This is a genomic window from Xenorhabdus bakwenae, from assembly GCF_030272115.1.
GTDB classification, from domain to species: domain Bacteria; phylum Pseudomonadota; class Gammaproteobacteria; order Enterobacterales; family Enterobacteriaceae; genus Xenorhabdus; species Xenorhabdus bakwenae.
The window spans coordinates 1,016,262-1,035,280 of the sequence record NZ_CP119194.1; the positions used below are offsets into that span (position 1 = coordinate 1,016,262).

The 19,019-nt window shown below is 41.3% G+C and carries 17 protein-coding genes and 3 pseudogenes; 10 read left to right on the forward strand and 10 right to left on the reverse strand.

All coding sequences use genetic code 11. The annotated features are described in order from the left end of the window. Positions 1-454: 454 nt before the first annotated feature. On the forward strand, positions 455-613 hold the full coding sequence (locus PXH59_RS05720) for a hypothetical protein (RefSeq protein ID WP_285810745.1): 159 nt from the start codon (positions 455-457) through the stop codon (positions 611-613). Positions 614-1,281: 668 nt separating this feature from the next. Here the strand turns inward: PXH59_RS05720 and aptA are convergent. Next, on the reverse strand, positions 1,282-2,613 hold the full coding sequence (gene aptA / locus PXH59_RS05725; protein ID WP_285810750.1) for an omega-aminotransferase AptA: 1,332 nt from the start codon (positions 2,611-2,613) through the stop codon (positions 1,282-1,284). 284 nt (positions 2,614-2,897) lie between these two features. Here aptA and PXH59_RS05730 point away from each other — a divergent pair, with 284 nt between their 5' ends. Together PXH59_RS05730 and PXH59_RS20195 are read left to right on the forward strand one after the other, a co-directional pair. Continuing rightward, positions 2,898-3,299, forward strand: coding sequence for a DUF2946 domain-containing protein (locus PXH59_RS05730; protein ID WP_285810752.1), 402 nt, complete (start codon positions 2,898-2,900; stop codon positions 3,297-3,299). 86 nt (positions 3,300-3,385) lie between these two features. Then, positions 3,386-5,499, forward strand: a pseudogene (locus PXH59_RS20195) (TonB-dependent copper receptor). Between the two features lie 37 nt (positions 5,500-5,536). Here the strand turns inward: PXH59_RS20195 and PXH59_RS05745 are convergent. Further along, complete coding sequence (locus PXH59_RS05745; RefSeq protein ID WP_047769083.1) at positions 5,537-6,037, reverse strand: MarR family winged helix-turn-helix transcriptional regulator; 501 nt, start codon at positions 6,035-6,037, stop codon at positions 5,537-5,539. Between the two features lie 266 nt (positions 6,038-6,303). Here PXH59_RS05745 and PXH59_RS05750 point away from each other — a divergent pair, with 266 nt between their 5' ends. Beyond that, positions 6,304-7,191 (forward strand): EamA family transporter, encoded by an 888-nt coding sequence (locus tag PXH59_RS05750; RefSeq protein WP_285810754.1) that lies wholly within the window; start codon positions 6,304-6,306, stop codon positions 7,189-7,191. Positions 7,192-7,209: 18 nt separating this feature from the next. Next, on the forward strand, positions 7,210-7,806 hold the full coding sequence (locus PXH59_RS05755) for an NADPH-dependent FMN reductase (RefSeq protein ID WP_285810756.1): 597 nt from the start codon (positions 7,210-7,212) through the stop codon (positions 7,804-7,806). 109 nt (positions 7,807-7,915) lie between these two features. On the opposite strand, the gene PXH59_RS05760 is transcribed toward PXH59_RS05755, so the two are convergent. Then, positions 7,916-8,068: a hypothetical protein gene (locus tag PXH59_RS05760; protein ID WP_285810758.1), complete on the reverse strand. Its 153-nt coding sequence runs from the start codon at positions 8,066-8,068 to the stop codon at positions 7,916-7,918. Next, complete coding sequence (locus PXH59_RS05765; protein ID WP_285810760.1) at positions 8,068-8,499, reverse strand: N-acetyltransferase; 432 nt, start codon at positions 8,497-8,499, stop codon at positions 8,068-8,070. Before PXH59_RS05765 ends, PXH59_RS05760 begins: the two co-directional genes overlap by 1 nt. Before the next feature lie 547 nt (positions 8,500-9,046). Here PXH59_RS05765 and PXH59_RS05770 point away from each other — a divergent pair. The 3 genes and pseudogenes from PXH59_RS05770 to PXH59_RS05780 form a co-directional block, all read left to right on the forward strand. Continuing rightward, on the forward strand, positions 9,047-12,079 hold the full coding sequence (locus tag PXH59_RS05770) for an autotransporter domain-containing protein (RefSeq protein ID WP_285810763.1): 3,033 nt from the start codon (positions 9,047-9,049) through the stop codon (positions 12,077-12,079). 180 nt (positions 12,080-12,259) lie between these two features. Continuing rightward, positions 12,260-13,744, forward strand: a complete 1,485-nt coding sequence (locus PXH59_RS05775) for a trypsin-like serine peptidase (RefSeq protein ID WP_285810765.1) — start codon at positions 12,260-12,262, stop codon at positions 13,742-13,744. Positions 13,745-13,914: 170 nt separating this feature from the next. Further along, positions 13,915-14,130, forward strand: a pseudogene (locus PXH59_RS05780) (IS66 family transposase); the annotation flags it as partial. Between the two features lie 107 nt (positions 14,131-14,237). Here PXH59_RS05780 and PXH59_RS05785 read toward each other — a convergent pair. Further along, complete coding sequence (locus PXH59_RS05785) at positions 14,238-14,414, reverse strand: winged helix-turn-helix transcriptional regulator (RefSeq protein WP_285810767.1); 177 nt, start codon at positions 14,412-14,414, stop codon at positions 14,238-14,240. A gap of 1 nt (position 14,415) precedes the next feature. Next, entirely contained in the window at positions 14,416-14,598 is a 183-nt protein-coding gene (locus PXH59_RS05790; protein ID WP_285810769.1) for a winged helix-turn-helix transcriptional regulator, read from the reverse strand. Positions 14,599-14,717: 119 nt separating this feature from the next. Between PXH59_RS05790 and PXH59_RS05795 the strand changes: the two genes are divergently transcribed. After that, the gene (locus PXH59_RS05795) at positions 14,718-15,275 is read left to right on the forward strand and encodes an NAD(P)H-dependent oxidoreductase (RefSeq protein ID WP_285810771.1); all 558 of its coding nucleotides are present in this window, start codon (positions 14,718-14,720) and stop codon (positions 15,273-15,275) included. Here the strand turns inward: PXH59_RS05795 and PXH59_RS05800 are convergent. Beyond that, positions 15,267-15,701, reverse strand: a pseudogene (locus PXH59_RS05800) (IS630 family transposase); the annotation flags it as partial. The gene PXH59_RS05795 and the pseudogene PXH59_RS05800 overlap by 9 nt on opposite strands. Here PXH59_RS05800 and PXH59_RS05805 point away from each other — a divergent pair. Continuing rightward, complete coding sequence (locus PXH59_RS05805) at positions 15,688-15,813, forward strand: helix-turn-helix domain-containing protein (RefSeq protein ID WP_285811864.1); 126 nt, start codon at positions 15,688-15,690, stop codon at positions 15,811-15,813. The pseudogene PXH59_RS05800 and the gene PXH59_RS05805 overlap by 14 nt on opposite strands. 211 nt (positions 15,814-16,024) lie before the next feature. On the opposite strand, the gene PXH59_RS05810 is transcribed toward PXH59_RS05805, so the two are convergent. From PXH59_RS05810 to PXH59_RS05820, 3 genes are all read right to left on the reverse strand, one after another. Beyond that, complete coding sequence (locus tag PXH59_RS05810; protein ID WP_285810773.1) at positions 16,025-16,879, reverse strand: 3-hydroxyacyl-CoA dehydrogenase family protein; 855 nt, start codon at positions 16,877-16,879, stop codon at positions 16,025-16,027. Between the two features lie 150 nt (positions 16,880-17,029). Further along, positions 17,030-17,761, reverse strand: coding sequence for a GNAT family N-acetyltransferase (locus PXH59_RS05815; RefSeq protein ID WP_047769101.1), 732 nt, complete (start codon positions 17,759-17,761; stop codon positions 17,030-17,032). 135 nt (positions 17,762-17,896) lie between these two features. Beyond that, a complete protein-coding gene (locus tag PXH59_RS05820) occupies positions 17,897-19,009 on the reverse strand; it encodes a cupin-like domain-containing protein (protein WP_047769103.1) in 1,113 nt (370 codons plus the stop codon). Between the last annotated feature and the right edge of the window lie 10 nt (positions 19,010-19,019).

Below are 19,019 nucleotides of genomic sequence, written 5' to 3' on the forward strand. Positions count from 1 at the left end.
ATATATGCAACAAATTATAGGATATGAGCAACTTGATATTTTCTAAGTAATTCATTACTTAGAGAATATTTTTATGTCTGTGAAAAATCAGAGTCGTGATCGTCTTCCAAACGGAAGATTAAAGTCTTATCGTCGGATAGGAAAGCGTTTTCCCAGTTGTAAGAAATGGCTTAGTAAAGCCCCATCTTGGTATCGTAATTTAATGATGACCAGACCAGAACGGCGGGAAGTAAAACAGCTTCTGTCTAAGGTACTAAATGGAAGCGATCCTGATGGTATGCCGTTTCCGGTTCATAATAAGCCGTTTGTATGGTTTTATTGAACGTTGTTAGTTTCGTCTGTATTTACGTTATCTTTATGATGTAAAGAGGTGTCAGGGATGACAAATCGCCGCTTTCAATGCAGTAAAATCAAAGAGAATAAATCATCATTTGTTATCGAAAAGGTAATGTAAATGAAGAAAATAATGACTTTCCGTGAAAAGCTGGAATTGAAAAAGAGAGAAGAAAATCCTGCGTTTATTAAAGCGTATGGAGAGGCTAAACAAGATTTAGAGCTTTACTTTCGGAGTGTTAGTGATGAATGCTGTTCTAAAAACTCAACTTCCGAATGAACCATTTTGAAAGCGTTATTAAGATCTCTGTTCCAGCGTCTAGATTTTAAACTGCGATTTGTTACCCCTGTTTGGTTTATGCCCGTTAGGGCATGTAAGGCGGCTCATCTGAAATTACTGGGGACACTGTTGTCAATTCGCCGATAAAACGGGGGGGACTGATTGGGGAGCACTGACTATCCACTTCCTGCTAAGCCGTCTTTTAGCGGGCTGTCCGCACCCCGAAAGCCGGACGGTCGGAGACAAAAGAACGGTTCGGCTGGCACGGGACAATTTTTTTTCAGTATAGAGGCGAAGTGATGAATTGCTTTTGGTGACCGGACTTCGTTGAGGGTCAGGAACGCGGCGCTGAACATGATGGGTAGGCATAATTACGTGACGATTTTCACGTAACAACATGAATAGCATCTTAGGTTCGCATAATCTATATTATGTTAAATTAAGCCGCAAGCAGTTAATTTATTTTTTCCGTAAACCTCGTTCTAAAGAATTACTAGCTGTTATCGAAAACTTATAGCCGCACTGCAATGTGGATTTAACTCCCCTTCTCATTTATCTGCCACATGTCGAAAATTAGTGGGAATAAAACCAAGAAGAGAACCACCCCTGATGTGGGTTTGGGCGGTTAGGATACCACCCATAGAATAAGTTAATAATGAAGATTTCTGTTATTTAATTTGGTACAGAACATCACCCACCACATTGAACAGACGATCAAGATCATCAATTTTAGCATTGAACATAGGACCAAATTGCAACGTGTCACCACCAAAACGGACATAAAACCCCGCTTTCCATAATGCAATACCGGCATCAAAAGGCCGGACTACTGCATCTCCATCCCGTGGAGCAATTTGGATAGCCCCCACCAGCCCGCAGTTACGGATATCCACGACATTTGGGCAGTGCCTTAGGTTGTGTAATTTTTGTTCAAAATGTGGTGCCAATTCCGCAGCTTGTTGAGGCAGATTTTCTTTTTCCAGCAATTCCAATGAAGCCAAACCGGCCGCACAGGCAACCGGGTGACCTGAATAGGTATACCCGTGGCTGAATTCAATCATATGTTCGGATAGAGATTGTGACATAAAGGTGTCGTAGATCTTGCTGGACGCAATCACCCCTCCCAGAGGAATTGCACCGTTGGTAATCTGTTTGGCAAAGTTAAGGATATCTGGGGTTACACCGAAATATTCAGCGCCACTCCAGCATCCCAGACGCCCGAAACCGGTAATCACTTCATCAAAAATCAGCAAGATATCATATTGGGTACAAATTTCCCGTAAACGTTGCAAATAACCTTGTGGTGGGATAATAGCGCCGGCAGAACCAGAAAGGGGTTCGACAATAACGGCAGCGATATTACTGGCATCATGCAATTCAATGAGTTTGAGGAGTTCATCTGCCAGTTCCGGGCCACCAGCCGCAGGCATTCCTTTAGTAAAAGCCATATTAGGTTGTAATGTATGTGGAAGATGGTCAACATCCATAAACTGACCAAACATTTTGCGATTACCCCCAATACCGCCAAGACTGGTTCCTGCGATATTGACACCATGATAACCCCGTGCCCGACCGATAAATTTAGTTTTTGCAGATTGACCTTTAATCCGCCAGTAAGCACGAGCCATTTTTACTGCGGTATCGGCAGCTTCTGAACCTGAGCTGGTAAAAAATACATGATTTAAATCACCTGGCATAAGGCTGGTAATTTTATCAGCCAACTTAAATGACAAAGGGTGTCCATATTGGAAACCTGGGGAATAATCCAATGTTCCCAGTTGATCTGAAACAGCCTGCCGAATTTCAGTGCGTGAATGGCCTGCTCCACATGTCCATAATCCTGATAAACTGTCATAAATTCGACGACCTTGATCATCAAGTAGCCAGTTTCCTTCTGCTGAGACAATCAAACGGGGATCTTGTTGAAAATGACGATTAGCGCTGAACGGCATCCAATGTGCTTTAAAGTTCAATTTTTGGAAAGAGTTTCTATTTGACATTTTATAGCTCCTCGCACAAGGTTGTAACCAAGAGTTTGCAATGAAACTATACTCAAGTTAAACCTCAATTATCGAATCATTAGTGATGAGTTTACTCACGTAAATGAAACTAACAAATTTAAAATATGAAATGGTAGTAGACAAAGGATTTCCATAATGATGGTGAACTTACCAATGCCATGAAACGCTTGTGACTGATATACAATCCAAAAATATTTTAACAACCCCACCCCAAATGCAGTAAGATTAGCCCTCAATCGTAGAAATTGATCCGGATCATTAGCGTGTTATCGCTTTTTCGCCTTTCACAGAACCGAACACCCGCCATTATTGCCTTACTGGCGATTTTGATGTTGTTCATTGCACCGGTGGTATCAAAAACACTGGAGCACCACTGTGAAGAAATAAAAAGCGGAACAAATCACTGCATGTCTATGTCTGATATGCTATCGACACACACGATGAATCATCATGGTGTGGATCATGTCCATATGGGATTGATGGATGATATCGCTTGTGGTTACTGCCAGCTTCTGATTAATCTGCCATTATTAGCAGGTGGTTTTGTTTCTTTCATTCTATTGACACTCATCGCGTCCCGAGCACCACCAGTATCGCGCTTCTTTGGACCCGTTATTCGGCTGTTTTACGGCGAATCACAACCACGCGCCCCACCCCTTAATTAGTCAGTCTGCTTGAAATAAACCATTCTATTCTATTTTCCTTGCCTTACGCAGTTTGTATGGCAATGTTGCTAATTAAGGGATTTTTTATGTTTACCACACAACTATTTCGTCTATCACCTCTGACAGCAGCTTTGGCTATTGCACTCACCATGCCGGCCAGTGGCTGGGCTGCCAATATGGAATATAGCAAAGAAACAAAAGAAAAACGCATTGCCCTTGATCACGATAATGAAACGGTGATCACCGTAACTGCACCGGTAATTTCCCCCCTTGAGGTAGTTTCTTCACTAAAAGCCCCTCGCCAACCAGTCCCTGCTAGTGATGGTTCTGATTACTTAAAAACCATTCCGGGATTTTCACAGATCCGTAATGGTGGCACTAACGGCGATCCTGTCTTCCGTGGCATGTTTGGTTCTCGTCTGAGAATGTTAATTGATGACAGTGAAATACTGGGTTCTTGTGGTGGACGTATGGATGCGCCAAGTTCTTATATTTCACCAGAAAGTTATGATGTTTTGAGTTTAGTAAAAGGTCCACAAACCGTACTTTGGGGACCGGGTAATTCAGCGGGAACTATTCGTTTCGAGCGTATTCGCCCTCAGTTTGAACAATTTGGCGCTCAAGGTAATGTCAGCACAGTTATTGGTTCTCATGGTCGCTGGGATGGTAATGCTGATCTCAGTATTGGCAACGAACTGGGTTATATCCGTTTGATCGGCAATAAATCCCGCTCCAACGATTATAAAGATGGTGACGGCAATCGCGTTCCTTCCCGCTGGGATAAATGGAATACCGATCTCGCCTTAGGTTGGACACCTGATGAAAATACGTTACTGGAGTTAAGCGCTGGACAAGGTGATGGTGAAGCGCGTTACGCCACACGAGGCATGGATGGCTCTCAATTCAAACGCAAAAGTCTTGGCGTGCGGTTTGAAAAATCTAACATTGGCGAGGTGTTTGATAAATTCGAAACGAATTTTTATTACAATTATACCGACCATGTGATGGATAACTATTCTATGCGTCATTCAAACATGAAAATGGCCTCAGAACCGGATCGCCTGACAATGGGGGGTCGTATGATGGGAACCTGGATGTGGGAAAATTTCAGGTTACAGAGCGGTGTGGATATGCAAACTAATATTCACCGAACCAATACCGATCGTAAGATGGCTAAAGCCGAAAGAAATGGCTGGGTGAAAAATGTTCGTTTCCGTGATTACGGTATTTTTGGTGAATTAACCTGGGATGCAACGGCCCAGAATAAAGTTATCGGTGGTGTGCGATTAGATCGTACAACAGCGTATAAATATGTTTCCGTGATTACGGTATTTTTGGTGAATTAACCTGGGATGCAACGGCCCAGAATAAAGTTATCGGTGGTGTGCGATTAGATCGTACAACAGCGTATAAATATACTACTCAACAAGAACGTAAAGAAACCCTGCCTGCTGGCTTTATTCGGCTTGAACATAACCTGAAAGAGTCTCCTGTGATGCTCTATGCCGGCATGGGTTATACCGAGCGTTTTCCTGATTACTGGGAGCTGGTTTCGGGTAAAGCGGGCAACAATGCTTTCACTAATATCAAGCCCGAAAAAACCACCCAATTGGATATCGGGGCGCAATATAATGATAACCGACTGAAAGGTTGGATATCAGCGTATGTGGGTAAAGTGAATGACTTTATCCTGTTCGATTATAACAACAAGAATCCGGTAGCCGGCAACGTGAATGCCACCATTATGGGCGGAGAAACGGGGGTTGCTTATCAGTTTAGCGAAAACTGGAAAACCGATGCCAGCCTGGCATATTCCTGGGCGCAAAATACCACCAATCATCGTCCACTCCCGCAGATCCCACCTTTAGAAGCTCGTTTCGGCCTGACCTGGGAACATGGAGACTGGACAAGCAGCGGTTTGCTGCGTCTGGTAAATAGCCAGCACCGCGTGGCAATCAATGAGGGTAACGTTGTAGGCAAAGACTTTGATCGTAGCAAAGACTTCGCCATTCTATCTGCTAATGCAACCTATAAGGTGACCAAAAATATTCAAGTCAGTACTGGTGTTGACAACATTTTTGATAAAACCTATAGCGAACACCTTAATTTAGCGGGTAATCAGGGCTTTGGTTATTCCGGCAATACGGCAGTAAACGAGCCTGGGCGTACTTATTGGGCCAGAGTTAATATTAAGTTCTAATACTGCTATTTCTGGGCCTATCTCGCCCTGACATCAATCAGGGCGAATCACTAGATGATTCATTATCCAGCAACCAATGACGCAGCAGTGTTACAAGTTGCTCTTGTTGAATTTCTGTCAGTGGTTCGAGAATGGCTTTCTGGTTCTCCAAATGGCTTTCCACTGCTTTGTCTATCAATGCTTTTCCTTCTGAGGTCAGAAAAACCTTACAGCTACGTCGGTCTTCTTCGTTAGCAATACGCCCAATTAATCCTCGCTGTACCATATGTTCAATACGAGTACTCATTGCTCCAGAAGTTAGCATAACGGATTGATATAGTTCAGTAGGTGTAATGGGTATGTTGTTCCGTCGTAGTGTCGCAAGGATATCAAACTCTATGGCACTTAGGCCGTGTTCTTTGAAAGCATGTTGCAAGCGTTGTTCAATAATTTTGTTTATGCGACATAACCGCCCAATGACGCCCATCGACGACGGATCAAGGTCTGGACGCTGTTCTGCCCACTGTATCAGTAATCGGTCAACGTGATCGTACTTCATGCTTTTTCCTTATTCATTTATTTTGATGAAAAGATACTTGATAAAAATTAATTAAGCCATTATTTTAATATATCTTTATATAAAGATACTTTTGTTGGTGGTATCTTTTCGTTGATAGAGTGATATACCAATCCAACTTCAAGATGCGTGTCATATTTCCCCGCTGCGCGGGGAAATATGAGGCCTCGCGTCGTCTGGCGGATTGCAACTTGAAGTTTATCGAGTATACACAGGATAAAAAATGAATAAATTAGAAGGACAGCGACATGTCAGAAATTAGATCTATCCAGAATATATTACTGACTGCATTGGCCCCAATTGTTTGGGGGAGTACTTACATTATTACGACAGAGGTATTGCCACCCAATATGCCTTTGCTGGCTTCTACCATCAGAGCGTTACCCGCCGGGATATTATTACTGTTGATTTGCCGTACCATGCCTAAAGGTATTTGGTGGTTACGTATTATGATACTGAGCTTACTCAATATCGGTGCTTTCTTCTATTTTCTCTTTGTTGCAGCGGAATATCTCCCGGGTGGAACGGCATCATTAATCGTGGCTTGCCAACCCATAATGGTTATTTTATTAAGCACTTACATATTGAAAACCTCCCTTACCATAAAACACATTATTTCAGCCATATTGGGTATTATCGGGATCGGCTTATTGGTATTAAATTCAACCACCAGCCTAAATTGGCAAGGCGTTATTGCAGGCTTTGCGGGATGCAGTTGTATGGCTTTAGGAGTTGTGCTTACTAAATATTGGAATCGCCCTACCAATTTGTCATTACTCAGTTTTACTGGCTGGCAATTAACTCTTGGAGGATTAATGTTATTGCCTGTTGCTATCTCCATCGAAGGTTTACCACAACATCTTACCGTAACCAATATTCTCGGCTACAGCTATTTATGCATGGTCGGTGCGGTGTTTTCTTATATTATCTGGTTTCGGGGAATTGAAAAGTTACCTGTTGTGACAATTTCTTTCCTGGGATTCCTTAGTTCTTTATCTGCTTGCATTTTAGGATATTTTTTTCTAAAACAAACATTTTCCTTACTACAAATGTTTGGGGCATGCACCATCATTATTGCTGTTTGGCTTTCAATTCCACGGGATCAGACAAAAAAATCTGATAATTCTATAACCTAATGAGTAACAGGAAAATCAATGAAACTGACTATAATTTCAGGGAGTCAACGCCCAGATTCTCTCAGCCAACGTGTAGCTCGTTATTTGCAAAAATTAAGTAGCGAATATGGATTTACTGAGATAACACTTTTGGAACTCTCCAATGTAGAATTGCCATTACATGATGGTTATACAACAGATATATCAGCGGGATCTCATCCCTGGCAGTCAATAGCACAACATTTAAAAGAAAGTGAAGCATTTATCTTTGTGACTCCAGAATGGCATGGAATGTCAACTCCGGCATTGAAGAACCTTCTATTGTATTGTTCTATAGCAGAATTAGGCCATAAACCAGCATTATTGGCGAGTGTATCAAGTGGAGTTAACGGTGTTTATCCTCTTTGCGAATTACGAATGACAGGTTTTAAAAATAACCATGTCTGTTTCTTGCCAGACCATTTAGTCTTCCGTCATGGTGAAAGTTTGATTTCAAAAGATCTGATTTGTAACGATGAGAAATTTGCAAGCCGTGTTAACTATACGCTGAAACTGCTTCAATCCTATGCTAAGGCACTGGAGCAAGTTCGTGAAGAGGTTGGCGAAGAAAGCAAAAATTATCTGTATGGTATGTAAATAGACAATATCTCGTTCTTTATGTATAACCTCGGCTCAACTAGTTGAGCCGAGTGCATTCCCCTTTTCTATCGAGTAATTTCATCGAACAAGTTACAAATTATTATTATCATGCTGTATAAAAACACAGGGTATCGTATTTTTGGCATTTTTGTTTAATAAAAGAACGTAATTCGCTGATTTTGCGCTCGATTGGATTAAAAAACATCTCTTTATTTATTAATATAGTTATCTTTAAGCCTCTGAGGCCATTTTTCATCATTATTGCTCCCTTTTTAGGCACATAAGATATTCTTGGTATCCAGTGTGTCCATCGACTTCTTCGCTGACAACATAAAATCCTTGCGATAAGTAAAACTCATAACTTGCCTGGTTTTGCTGATAAACCGATAGCGTGAGTTCAGTTCTTCTATTTTTGGCATCATTCACTAATGCTTTGCCAATTCCCTGCCCCTGTTTATCTGGTGATACAAAAATCGCAGCCAAATTATTTTCGTGAAGCGCATAAAAGCCGACAACGTTAGAATTTTGTACATAGACATAAGCTTCTGAAGCCGGAATATAGATGCTTCTCATGTTTTCTATTTGTGATTGCCAAAATTCAGTTGCCACAAAATTGTGTGCTTTGATAGAAGCTTCCAACCAAATAGATAGAACCGTATTCATATCTGCTTTTGTAAATGATCTGATCACTTTTGATATCCTCGTGATTTACTTTACTTTCGATGTAATTTTTTCATTTTAAAAATAATTTAAAAATAAAGCACCTCGTCCAAATAATCATAGAAAAGCCTCTCATAATAATGTGAGCGTTACAAACAGTAACCACCCCATAAAAAATTACATATCAACAACAATTGACATGTAATCAATTCACATTATGCCAAAATCATGCCATTTAAACGGGATTTAAAACAGAGGTATGTTATTTATATGATGCCTCCATTGTTATAAAATAGTTATAAAAAAGTTAATTATTATCCTTGCGTTTTGAGTCTAATTATTATGCTATAGCAACTTGTGGGCAAAAAATAATATGGTCTGCATTGTTCTATAGCCGTTCTAAAAATAGAGATCAATCCCACCATGGCCTACTTATTTCAGTTCAATTATCGGATTTATTAATAAGGACTTTTCAAGGAGCGATGTGCCAAACAGCGAATTGAAAGTTGCCACTTTTTGAAAAATGGGATCTCTTTTATGAAAAAAAAACAATTCGGCACGACCGATATTTTTGTGGATGACGTTATTTTTGGGATTATTACCTGTCAGTGTTTCAATGGCTACTGAATATCTGGAACAGGGTAAAAAAAACTCACTCGATAGTTGGTTATCAGATGAATTTAATCATCAGTGGGGATTAGCCGCTATTGGTGCTCATTATGCCTATGCTCGTGGTTACACGGGAAAAGGTATTAATGTGGGGGTATTGGATGAAGCCGTTATCAATCATCCCGAATTTGCAGGTAAACTTAAAATTCTAAGCCCAGACGACACTTGGAATTACGATGAAAACCCCTACACAGGGATTATCAGTTTTGGTGCTCACGGTAACCATGTCTCAGGGATCATTGCAGCAAACCGGGATGGCAAGGAAATGCACGGTGTAGCATTTGATGCAGGTTTAATTACTGGGAAATATTTACAAACTCCCTATAACCGTACAGAAGCCCTGATCCAAAGCAATGCACGTATTATTAATAACAGTTGGGGGGTTCGCCCTTCTTATGAAACTGATGAGTATGGCAGGCCTAAACGATGGGAAAACGGGACAGTCAAGTATGACCAAGTTACGTTGCAAACACTCATTAATTATGTCACGCCAATTAAAGATGATTTGGATAGGTTAAGCCGCTCTCCAATTCCAGAACTCGATGACTATACAACAAGAACTGCGGGTCTATTGCGTGCCGCGCGTCATGGAAAATTAGTTGTTTTTGCTGCGGGGAATGCAAATAACTATAACATCACCTGGTTACATGCGGGTATGCCCTATTTCTTCCCTGATGCATTGAAAAACTACCTCAGCGTTGCCAACCTGACCAGGGAAAACGAAATTAACGTTTCATCAACGCGTTGTGGTTATACTGCCAGTTACTGTTTGTCGGCACCAGGCACAAAAATTTACAGCAGCACGGGAAAATTCGTTTCTAAAATTGATGGAGAGATCGACGAAGATGCTTTCCAAAATGGTGAGCTGACGATTGATCCCACCTATGATGCTTACACCGGTACATCAATGGCATCACCGCATGTAGCCGGAGCCGCTGCTGTCTTGATGCAACGCTTTCCTTACATGACTGCCGGGCAGATCGCTGATGTCCTCAAAACCACGGCAACCGATTTAGGGAAGCCTGGCTTGGATGACATGTATGGTTGGGGAATGCTGAACCTGAAAGTTGCTATTGATGGTCCTAAAATGTTCATCACCGAAAAGGATATTCCGAAGAAATACTCTATTCCCGGTTCTTATTCTGAAACGCAATTCATTGCCGATATTCCAGGTATTGGTGGCATAGTTGAGAAAGGCACTACCGTAGAACGCGTCTGTGATGGTATTGAATGCGCTTATGACAGTTGGAATAATGATATCTCCGGTCATGGCGGATTGACGAAAATCGGTAACGGTACACTCGAACTAGCCGGTAAAAACAGTCTCTATAAAGGGCCAACTTTGGTTGAGCAAGGTCGTTTACTGGTTAGCGGTTCTATAACTTCGGATGTTACTGTGCAAGATGGCGCAATACTTGGAGGGGATGGTACTGTCGGTTCAATCATGGTCAATGCTGGTGCCAATATTGTACCCGGCAGCTTAAATGCCAATTCTAACCTAAGTTCTAGCGGTACGCTGAAAGTTGATCGTGATATTACTTTCCAGACTGGCTCACGTTATCAGGTAGAAGTTGTACCAGATAGCCAAGGTCATAGTGACCGTATTGTCAGCAATGGCCTGGCTATGTTGAAGGGCGGTGAAGTTCAAGTCACGTTGGAAAATAGTAGTAACTTGTTATCGAAGCAAGAAGTTCGTAGTTTGCTTGGTCAGCAATATAATATTCTGCAAGCAAACCGTGGTATCAACGGCAAGTTTGCAACCGTAGTGCCAAACTATTTATTCGTTGGCACTGAGCTTAGTTACCAAACTGATCGAGTGATGTTGGATATAAAACGTAATTCCACCACATTTGCCAGTTTAGGCCTAACCGCTAATGAACGTGCTGTGGCTAATGCTGCTGATAAGCTGAGTTTGGGCCATCCGGTTTATGAAAGTATCCTGATGTTTGATACAGCAACGCAAGCACGTCAGGCATTCCAGCAACTTTCTTCCGGTCAGATCCATGCCGATGTTGCTGCGGCACAAATCAATAATAGCCACCATCTGCGCGATACACTGAATACCCGTTTGCGCCAGGCTAAGGGGGGAACCATTGAACAGAATATCAAAGTTGATAGAAACGGTGCTTGGGGACAACTCATAGGTAACTGGCAACGTGCCAATGGTAACAGTGAAGTCAACGGTTATCGTGTATCCAACTATGGCGTGTTATTAGGAGCGGATAAAGAATTCGGTGATGATTGGCGGCTCGGTGTCGCTACCGGATATACCCGCTCTTCATTGAATGGTGGATATAACACTTCAGCACGCAGTAACAATTTCCATTTGGCGCTATATGGTAGCAAACAGATTGATGCTTTGGCATTGCGTGCCGGCGCTACTTACAGCTGGCATCGTTTTGATACCAAACGCTCGGTTGCTTTTGGTCATCAATCCGACAATCTGAAAGCAAAATATGGTGCTCAAACCGGTCAATTGTTTACTGAGACCGCTTACGGAATAAATACTTCGTGGCTGAACCTGGAACCATTCGCCAACCTGTCTTATGTTAATTTTCGTAATGAAGGGATTAATGAACATGGTGGTGCGGCTGCATTGAACGGTAAGAAACAATCGAAAAATGCCACCTTCTCCACATTAGGTTTACGTGTTGATCAAAAATGGCAAACTGAAAACGAAATCACAGTAGGAGCATATGGTGAATTGGGTTGGCAACATCAGTTTGGCCATGTAGATCGAGGCACTAAATTAAGTTTTAACAATAGTGATACCACGTTTACTGCCAACAGTATTTCAGCGGCACGAGATGCTGCTGTAATTAAGGCAGGTACGGAATTGGAAATTAATAAAAATACTAAACTGTCACTGGGGTATAACGGTGTTTTATCAGGCAGTCATAAGGATAATGGTGTATTCCTGAATGCTCATTGGAAATTCTAGCTAATAAAAATTGCATATGTTCTTGATAACAGAAACTCACTGCTGGCAGTGAGTTTTTTTATGGCGTGAGATGTTTAGGTTTTTGTATCCTCTCTGATACAAACCCCCTTGGTAGCACTGAATAATGATTAAATTAGATAATGAATTTAAGTCATTAAACCGATCCAAAGGAGGAAAATTGTGACTTATCGTAACATCCTATTAATCAGCTTATTTTCTGTTTCAGCAAGTTCTTTCGCTTCAAATAATAATGGTGCTCCGTTGATGAAATCAACCGATCCCAGCGCTGAAAAATTTAGAACTGTTGGTAAATTAAATGGAATCTCACACTGTACAGCAACCCTGATTTCTGGTGAAACTGCACCGGATAAGGATACACCAGCATTGATACTTACCGCAGGGCACTGTGTAGATAGCAATGTAGGCACAAATGACGCCATCGTTGATCAGCCGGCCCCTGAATATTGGCGATATACCCCAGATTATTTTATTGATAAGAAAAATGCGTTATCACCAATAAAAGTCAACCGTATTTTATATTCAACGATGAAATACGAAGATATTGCGGTATTGCAGTTGGCTGCAACTTATGGTGATTTAGCGAAAAAAGGCTATCATCCTTTGAAGTTGAAGAAACACCTTGATATGAAACACCAGCCTATTGTGTTGACTCATATTCCTGTCGATAATGTTGATTATAATTACGCTTATCTCAGAAAATCTGAGTGTAATATCACTGGAAAATCACCCGTCTTATATGAAGGTGGCTCCCCGTGGATTTGGGCTTCGGTTTTCGCCGTGAATTGTGATGGTGTCGCTGGTGGAACGTCTGGTTCCCCTGTTTTTGAGAAAGATAAAACAGATGTGATTGGTGTATTGAACACAACAGTCACACCAGGAATGACCGGCTGTGGACTTGGCAGACCTTGTACTATCGAAAATAATAAAGGTGTTTCAACAGAAGGGGCTAGTTATTTTATTCCTGTCGATAGTATTGCTAATGCGTTGACAAGGGATAGCAAGTTAGACCTGTCGAAACTGGAAAATAACAGCGGTAATATTCTGGAAAGAAGCCCACTTTGGTCACGTTGGATAACTCAGAGCGTTAATCCTGCTGACGGTGAGAAAGCAAAATGGGATATCGTTATCAAGGAAAATGCTAACGTTAAGAATATCCGATATAAAACAGGATTAATCAGTGATGTCGATTGTTCAGCTGAAGCAGGATACAGTGCTGCTATTTCTGTAAGCCAAAGCCCGTTGCAAAACATGCTGGTTCCTGCCAAAGAAGGCATTTATAAACTCTGTGTTATTCACCAGAATAATAATGGTCAATGGCAAAAGACAAAAGATGCTTCTGTCATGTTGCGAGAAATTGATAATACGCCACCATCAATTAAGCCCGTGTTAAATAAGGATGATTTCGGGGATGCCTGGCGTATAACAGCTAACGCTCGTCCGTATGATATCTCAAGTATACAAATTAAATATGGACCGAAAGCAACAACGAATTGTGACGACAAAACAGGCTATAGCTATCCCTGGAGGCTAACAATGTTGGCAAAATCTGAAGCACCATGGCGTGTTTGCGCATATGGTGAAGATATGGCAGGAAATGCTGGCCCGATTAATGTACTTGATATTGAAACAACGACTACTAAGTAAAAAGTAAATGAACTCACTGTTGGCAAAAGCTGGCAGTGAGTTTTCCTTTTAATTCTCATTTCTTCTTGCTGATGATAAAAATCATTTCTTCTGACTGATCATGATAAGTTTCTCCTTGCCAGTTACCTAATACGTTTGTCGCAATTAAATTCGCGTCAGCTAGTGCTTACGAGGCGGAGCGGTGCCTGCGTGGCAGTGTGATCATGCGAAAAATCTGCTTTGGGACAAATTCCTATCGGGGTGAACAGTACCGCTCCCGACTGCTGTCGGTGGTGGAAACCTGCAAACAACGGGGATTATCGGCACTGGATGTACTCAGTGAAATCGCGACAGCGGTGACCCGAAAACAACCCTATCCGGATGTCTTTAATCTGCTTCCCTGCTAGTCAATACAGGGCTGGTGAATGGTTACCTGTTGATAGTAGGTTTTATTGCAAAAATATCATCAATAAAATAAATTTTGCTAAAAATGCAATGAAAATCTCAGGGTAATCTATACGCCTCCAGATATTTCATGCGACCATGCCGATACAGCTTCCAAAACGGGTTTAAATGACTCCCCAAAGTCAGTCAAAGAGTAAATAACCTTAATTGGCGGTTTATCTCCATATACTTCTCTTAAAATTAATCCATCTCTCTCTAACTTTTTAAGTTGTATACTTAATGTCATCTCAGTAATGTGAGGAATATCTTTTTTTTAACTCACTGAATCTTTTATTTTTATCTTTCAGATAATACAAGATGACTCCTTTCCATTTACCTCCAATCAGATCCATAGCCATACTGACAGGGCAAGGGTAACTTTTCCCATTTAATGAAACTTGGCAGGCCTCACCTTTCGTAACTTCAACCATAAACTCCTCCCTACTATCTAACTGGATAGTTATTGTAATAGAAAAAAATCATCATAAACTAATTATAGTAACTATCAAATTGATAGATTTTAATAAATCATACCTTAAGGAAATTTAATATGCCTTTAATGATATTGGCCCACCCCAGATATGAACAATCAATTGCGAACAAAACAATTGTTGAAGAATTAAAAAATAGTAGCATTGACCTTGAAATCCGTAATATTTATCAATTAAATCAAAATTACAATATTGATATTAATTCGGAGCAAGAAGCCTTATTAAGGCATGATTTAATAATTTTACAATATCCGATGTACTGGTTTAATATGCCCGCAATTCTTAAAATTTGGTTTGATCAAGTTTTCACATATCAATTCGCTTATGGTTCAAAAGGAAATAAATTAAAAAATAAAAGACTCCTGCCCAGTCTTACGATAGGGCAACCAGAGAAAAACTTCAAACAAGATAACAATCCTTTTCTTATAGATAGCTTTCTTAAATCCATTAAAAAATCAGCAGAATATTCACAAATGAAATATATAGAGCCAGTTATTCTTTATGATATAGCCACTGTTAGTGGACATAGTGAGCACGAAATAAAAGAAAAAGCTAAAACTCATAGTGAAAGTCTACAGAGAGTAATTGAAAACAATATCTATACGCAATTAACGTGAAGATGCAGGTTTTAGGATCTGGAAATTATCAGTCAACCGGGTAATAAGCTCACTGGCTTTTTTTGGCAACGTGACATGAAAAAAATGATGAAGGGTTTCACGGAAGGTTTTGGCATCCGGGAAATAGACGTTATTTCGCACTTGTTCGTTCACGTATTTCCATAATTGCTCAATGGGATTGAGATTCGGGCTATAAGGTGGTAGATAGTGCAACTCAATATTTAACACTTCGGCAAAAAATTGAACGATTTCAGAACGGTGATAACCCGCACCATCCAGAACAAGGTGGATTTTTTGTGAAAGCGGGTAAGTTTTCCGAATTTCGCCGAAAAACAGGACGACATTTTTCGCATTAATCGTCGGATATTCACGAATAGTGGTGTCTTCAATTCGTTGCAAATTGATGGCACCCATGATGTTAAGCCGGTTGCACGGTACAGGTGAGTATTCTATCAGTGATTTAACCGAAATCTTTTTAGTATCAAGGCTCACGGTTTACCGGACGCTGACCCGTAACAAAGCAGCAAAAGATGACTAATGGAAATTGATTATGAAAGATAAACAACTCAAAAAACTCCGGCAGGAACTTGATACCTTTGTTGCAAAAACGAGGGCGTCCATAGATTTTTATGGTCTCCAAATGATAAAATCTTGCTGTGACATAGCCTTTTGTTCTCTCTGTTTGACGACTTAAAGCTATAAAGGAGCGGCTATGTCATTTCAACTCATCATAAAAGTCGAGCATCGCGTTAAGTGTATGTATAAAAACCCTTGCCAGTTTTGCGCCCTAAATACCCCGCATCAACCATTGTTCTCATCAAGGGGCAAACACGATATTTCGAGTCCTGAAAAATTTGGTAGAGTACGTCAAGAGAATTAACGACAGTATCAATTCCGATCAGATCAGCCGTTTCCAACGGCCCCATTTTATGCCCGAAACAATCCTTGAATATTGCATCGACATCTTTGGGCTGAGCAAGTCCATCCTGGACTGTAAATGCCGCTTCATTCATAAATAAATGAGAAATCCGGTTGGAAACAAAACCGGGACCATCTTTCACCACGACCGCCTGTTTACATAATATAGTCAGAATTTCCAGACATCGTTCCTGAACAGACTCCGAAGTACTAAAACCAATAATGACCTCAACCGTCGGTTTCAAATAGACCGGGTTCATAAAATGCACTCCAATCACCTGAGACGGCACGCGATGGAACGACCCCAGTTTTGTGATGGGAATACAGGAGGTATTCGCTGCCAGTACAGCATGAGGAGCGATAAATTCCGCCATGCTCGCATATAGCGCCTGTTTTATTGCAATATTTTCGGTAATGTTTTCTACTACAAATTCCCGATCAGAGATAGCCGATAAATCCTGCGACCAGACGATATTTTGCAGTATCATTTCTGCCGTTTTTCCCTTGGCAAGTGGACTGAACAGCGGCGCATAATCGGCAGTTTCTACGATATTTTCCCTGCTTTTTTCACAAGAAATCGCATCTTTTTCAATAACAACAACATCATGTCCGCGTAAAGCGCAGTCGAAGGCAAGGCTAGAGCCGATATTTCCTCCTCCAACCACAGCTATTTTAAGTTTTGGCATAGTGACTGTTTCTTCTTGTTGTAATGAAATAAGTAATGGAGTGAGTAACGGATTTAGTGATGAAAAAACAGGTTGCAGTCTGATTGACTACAACCTTCATTAAAAAATGAACGGATTATTTCAATTCAGAAAATTTTTTGCGGAGATAACTCAGTTAACTGAATCAGGAGAAATGATTTCCCATTTACCGAACAACGTTAAACCGGCAGCTTTCGCCAGTGCCGCAGAAGCGAGATTATCAAGCTGGCATCTGAACTGAGGTTCATACCCCTGAGCGCAGGCATGTTGACTGATTGCACGTACCACTTTTCGGGCATAGCCTTGACTGCGGAAAGACTCCAGCGTCAGTACGCCCATATCAGCAAGTTGTGAACCATTCCACGGGTACATGCTGGCCGCGCTAACCAGATGGTTTTTCTCATCAAAAGCACCGAATACCGACCAGTGATCCAGTTCAACATAAGCGTTGTCCAGATCCTGCTCCGAAGCCAATGCCTGAAATGCCGAGAAGATTTCACCATCTTGCTCTTCCATCAATTGACGCTGTTTACCTGAATTTTCCTGCAATAATTGGCGCTTTTCTGTTTCTGGAAAATAAAAAATATAGTCAGCACCATGCAAAGTAATATTCGCCTGATTTAATTTCTGGCGAAAAATAGATTCAGACATTTTTTCCTGATGATAAAGCCCGGCTTTTTCAGCCATCTCTGGCGTCAGAACTGCCATTACCCGGCCGTCACTGATTTCCAGTACCATCACGCGATCATTTTGTTCCAGACGGGCATTGGTAATAATAGTAAAAACATCATCCTTATAAAGAATATCTTCACCCAACATCAGGGCCTGCCAGAAATCAGTTATTGTTTTTGAAAATAAAGGCATACTTTTTACTCTCGTGGATTTACTTATATAAAATGAAGAACCCCGCTGTCAGCGACGGGGGATGCGTGCCTATAATACTGCTCAAAAAATCACAAAGCATCACTATTCATTAATACCTTATTTGTGCGTTGCCTATCATTTAGAGCAACGGGAAGAGGAGATATTGCGTTGGTAAATCTGAAAAAATTCCGGTACGGCAATCAGCGGTGATTTAGCAATCCAGCCGTGACCCCGTTGTTTTTTAAAATCAAAATAATCCCGATATTCTGCAGAGGTAATGAAATTATAAGTCAGGGAAATACTGGGGGATAATGTATGCACCTCATGAGCCAACCCTTTAGGGATCAGCATTATCTCCCCCGGCAATAGATCAAACTGCCAAATCCGATCTTGGTTATGCTCAACCCGCTTGTTGCCTTGGTTCATCGGCTTTTGCTTTTCTGCGCGAGGCAAACCTGCTCGCCCTTCAGCAGTGTTTCTGACCACATCCTCCAGCGAAGCTGAAAAAATCCAGCCGGCTTTACGGCCTTCTATCTGGCACAACACCGCATTGGTGCGCATTCCATCAACATGTAAACGAGTGCAGACACCCGGCGCTGAAAAATAGAGTCCCCAATCCTGACTCATCCTTTTATTGGGCTGGAAGATTCCGAATTGAATACAGGGGATCTTATAACCACTTTCAGTCAGGAAATACGGCCTGCGCCAGTGTTCCTGAATACGCTGAAACGCGCGAAAACTGAAGGAGTCGGTTTTTACCCAATGCCCTAATTCCCATGTGAATAACAGGTGTTTAAAAAAAGTGTCATAGGTATATCTCAGGTAGTTGAGATCAGGGTTAATCTGCCCCAGTTCAACCGCAGGCAGTGAAGCGATTTCCTGCAAATAGGTGCGCAGTTCGACAATTTGCTGGGGTTTGAACCCGGTATCCTGTAACTGCACCTGCATCTCACCGAATTCCTGAGAAAAATAATCGAAATTCCAAAGTTGTTTCCCTTTCCAGTCCCTCAGACCGTCAGAAATAATCACAGGCTCTTTTTTCATCAAATAGAGTTCGTGAAATTCGGCCAGCGAGATATCAGAAACTTTCGGCACAGGGCGATATTCTGCTGACTCCAGACGAGCCAGTGCATCAGGGCTTTCCGTTTCCCGCACAATTTTGTTACTGTGACGGTAAATACTCACTTCTTCATGTGCCCACATAGCAAGATCACCGAGTATATTCCAGGCATTACTGAAAAAATTCATTTTTCACTCC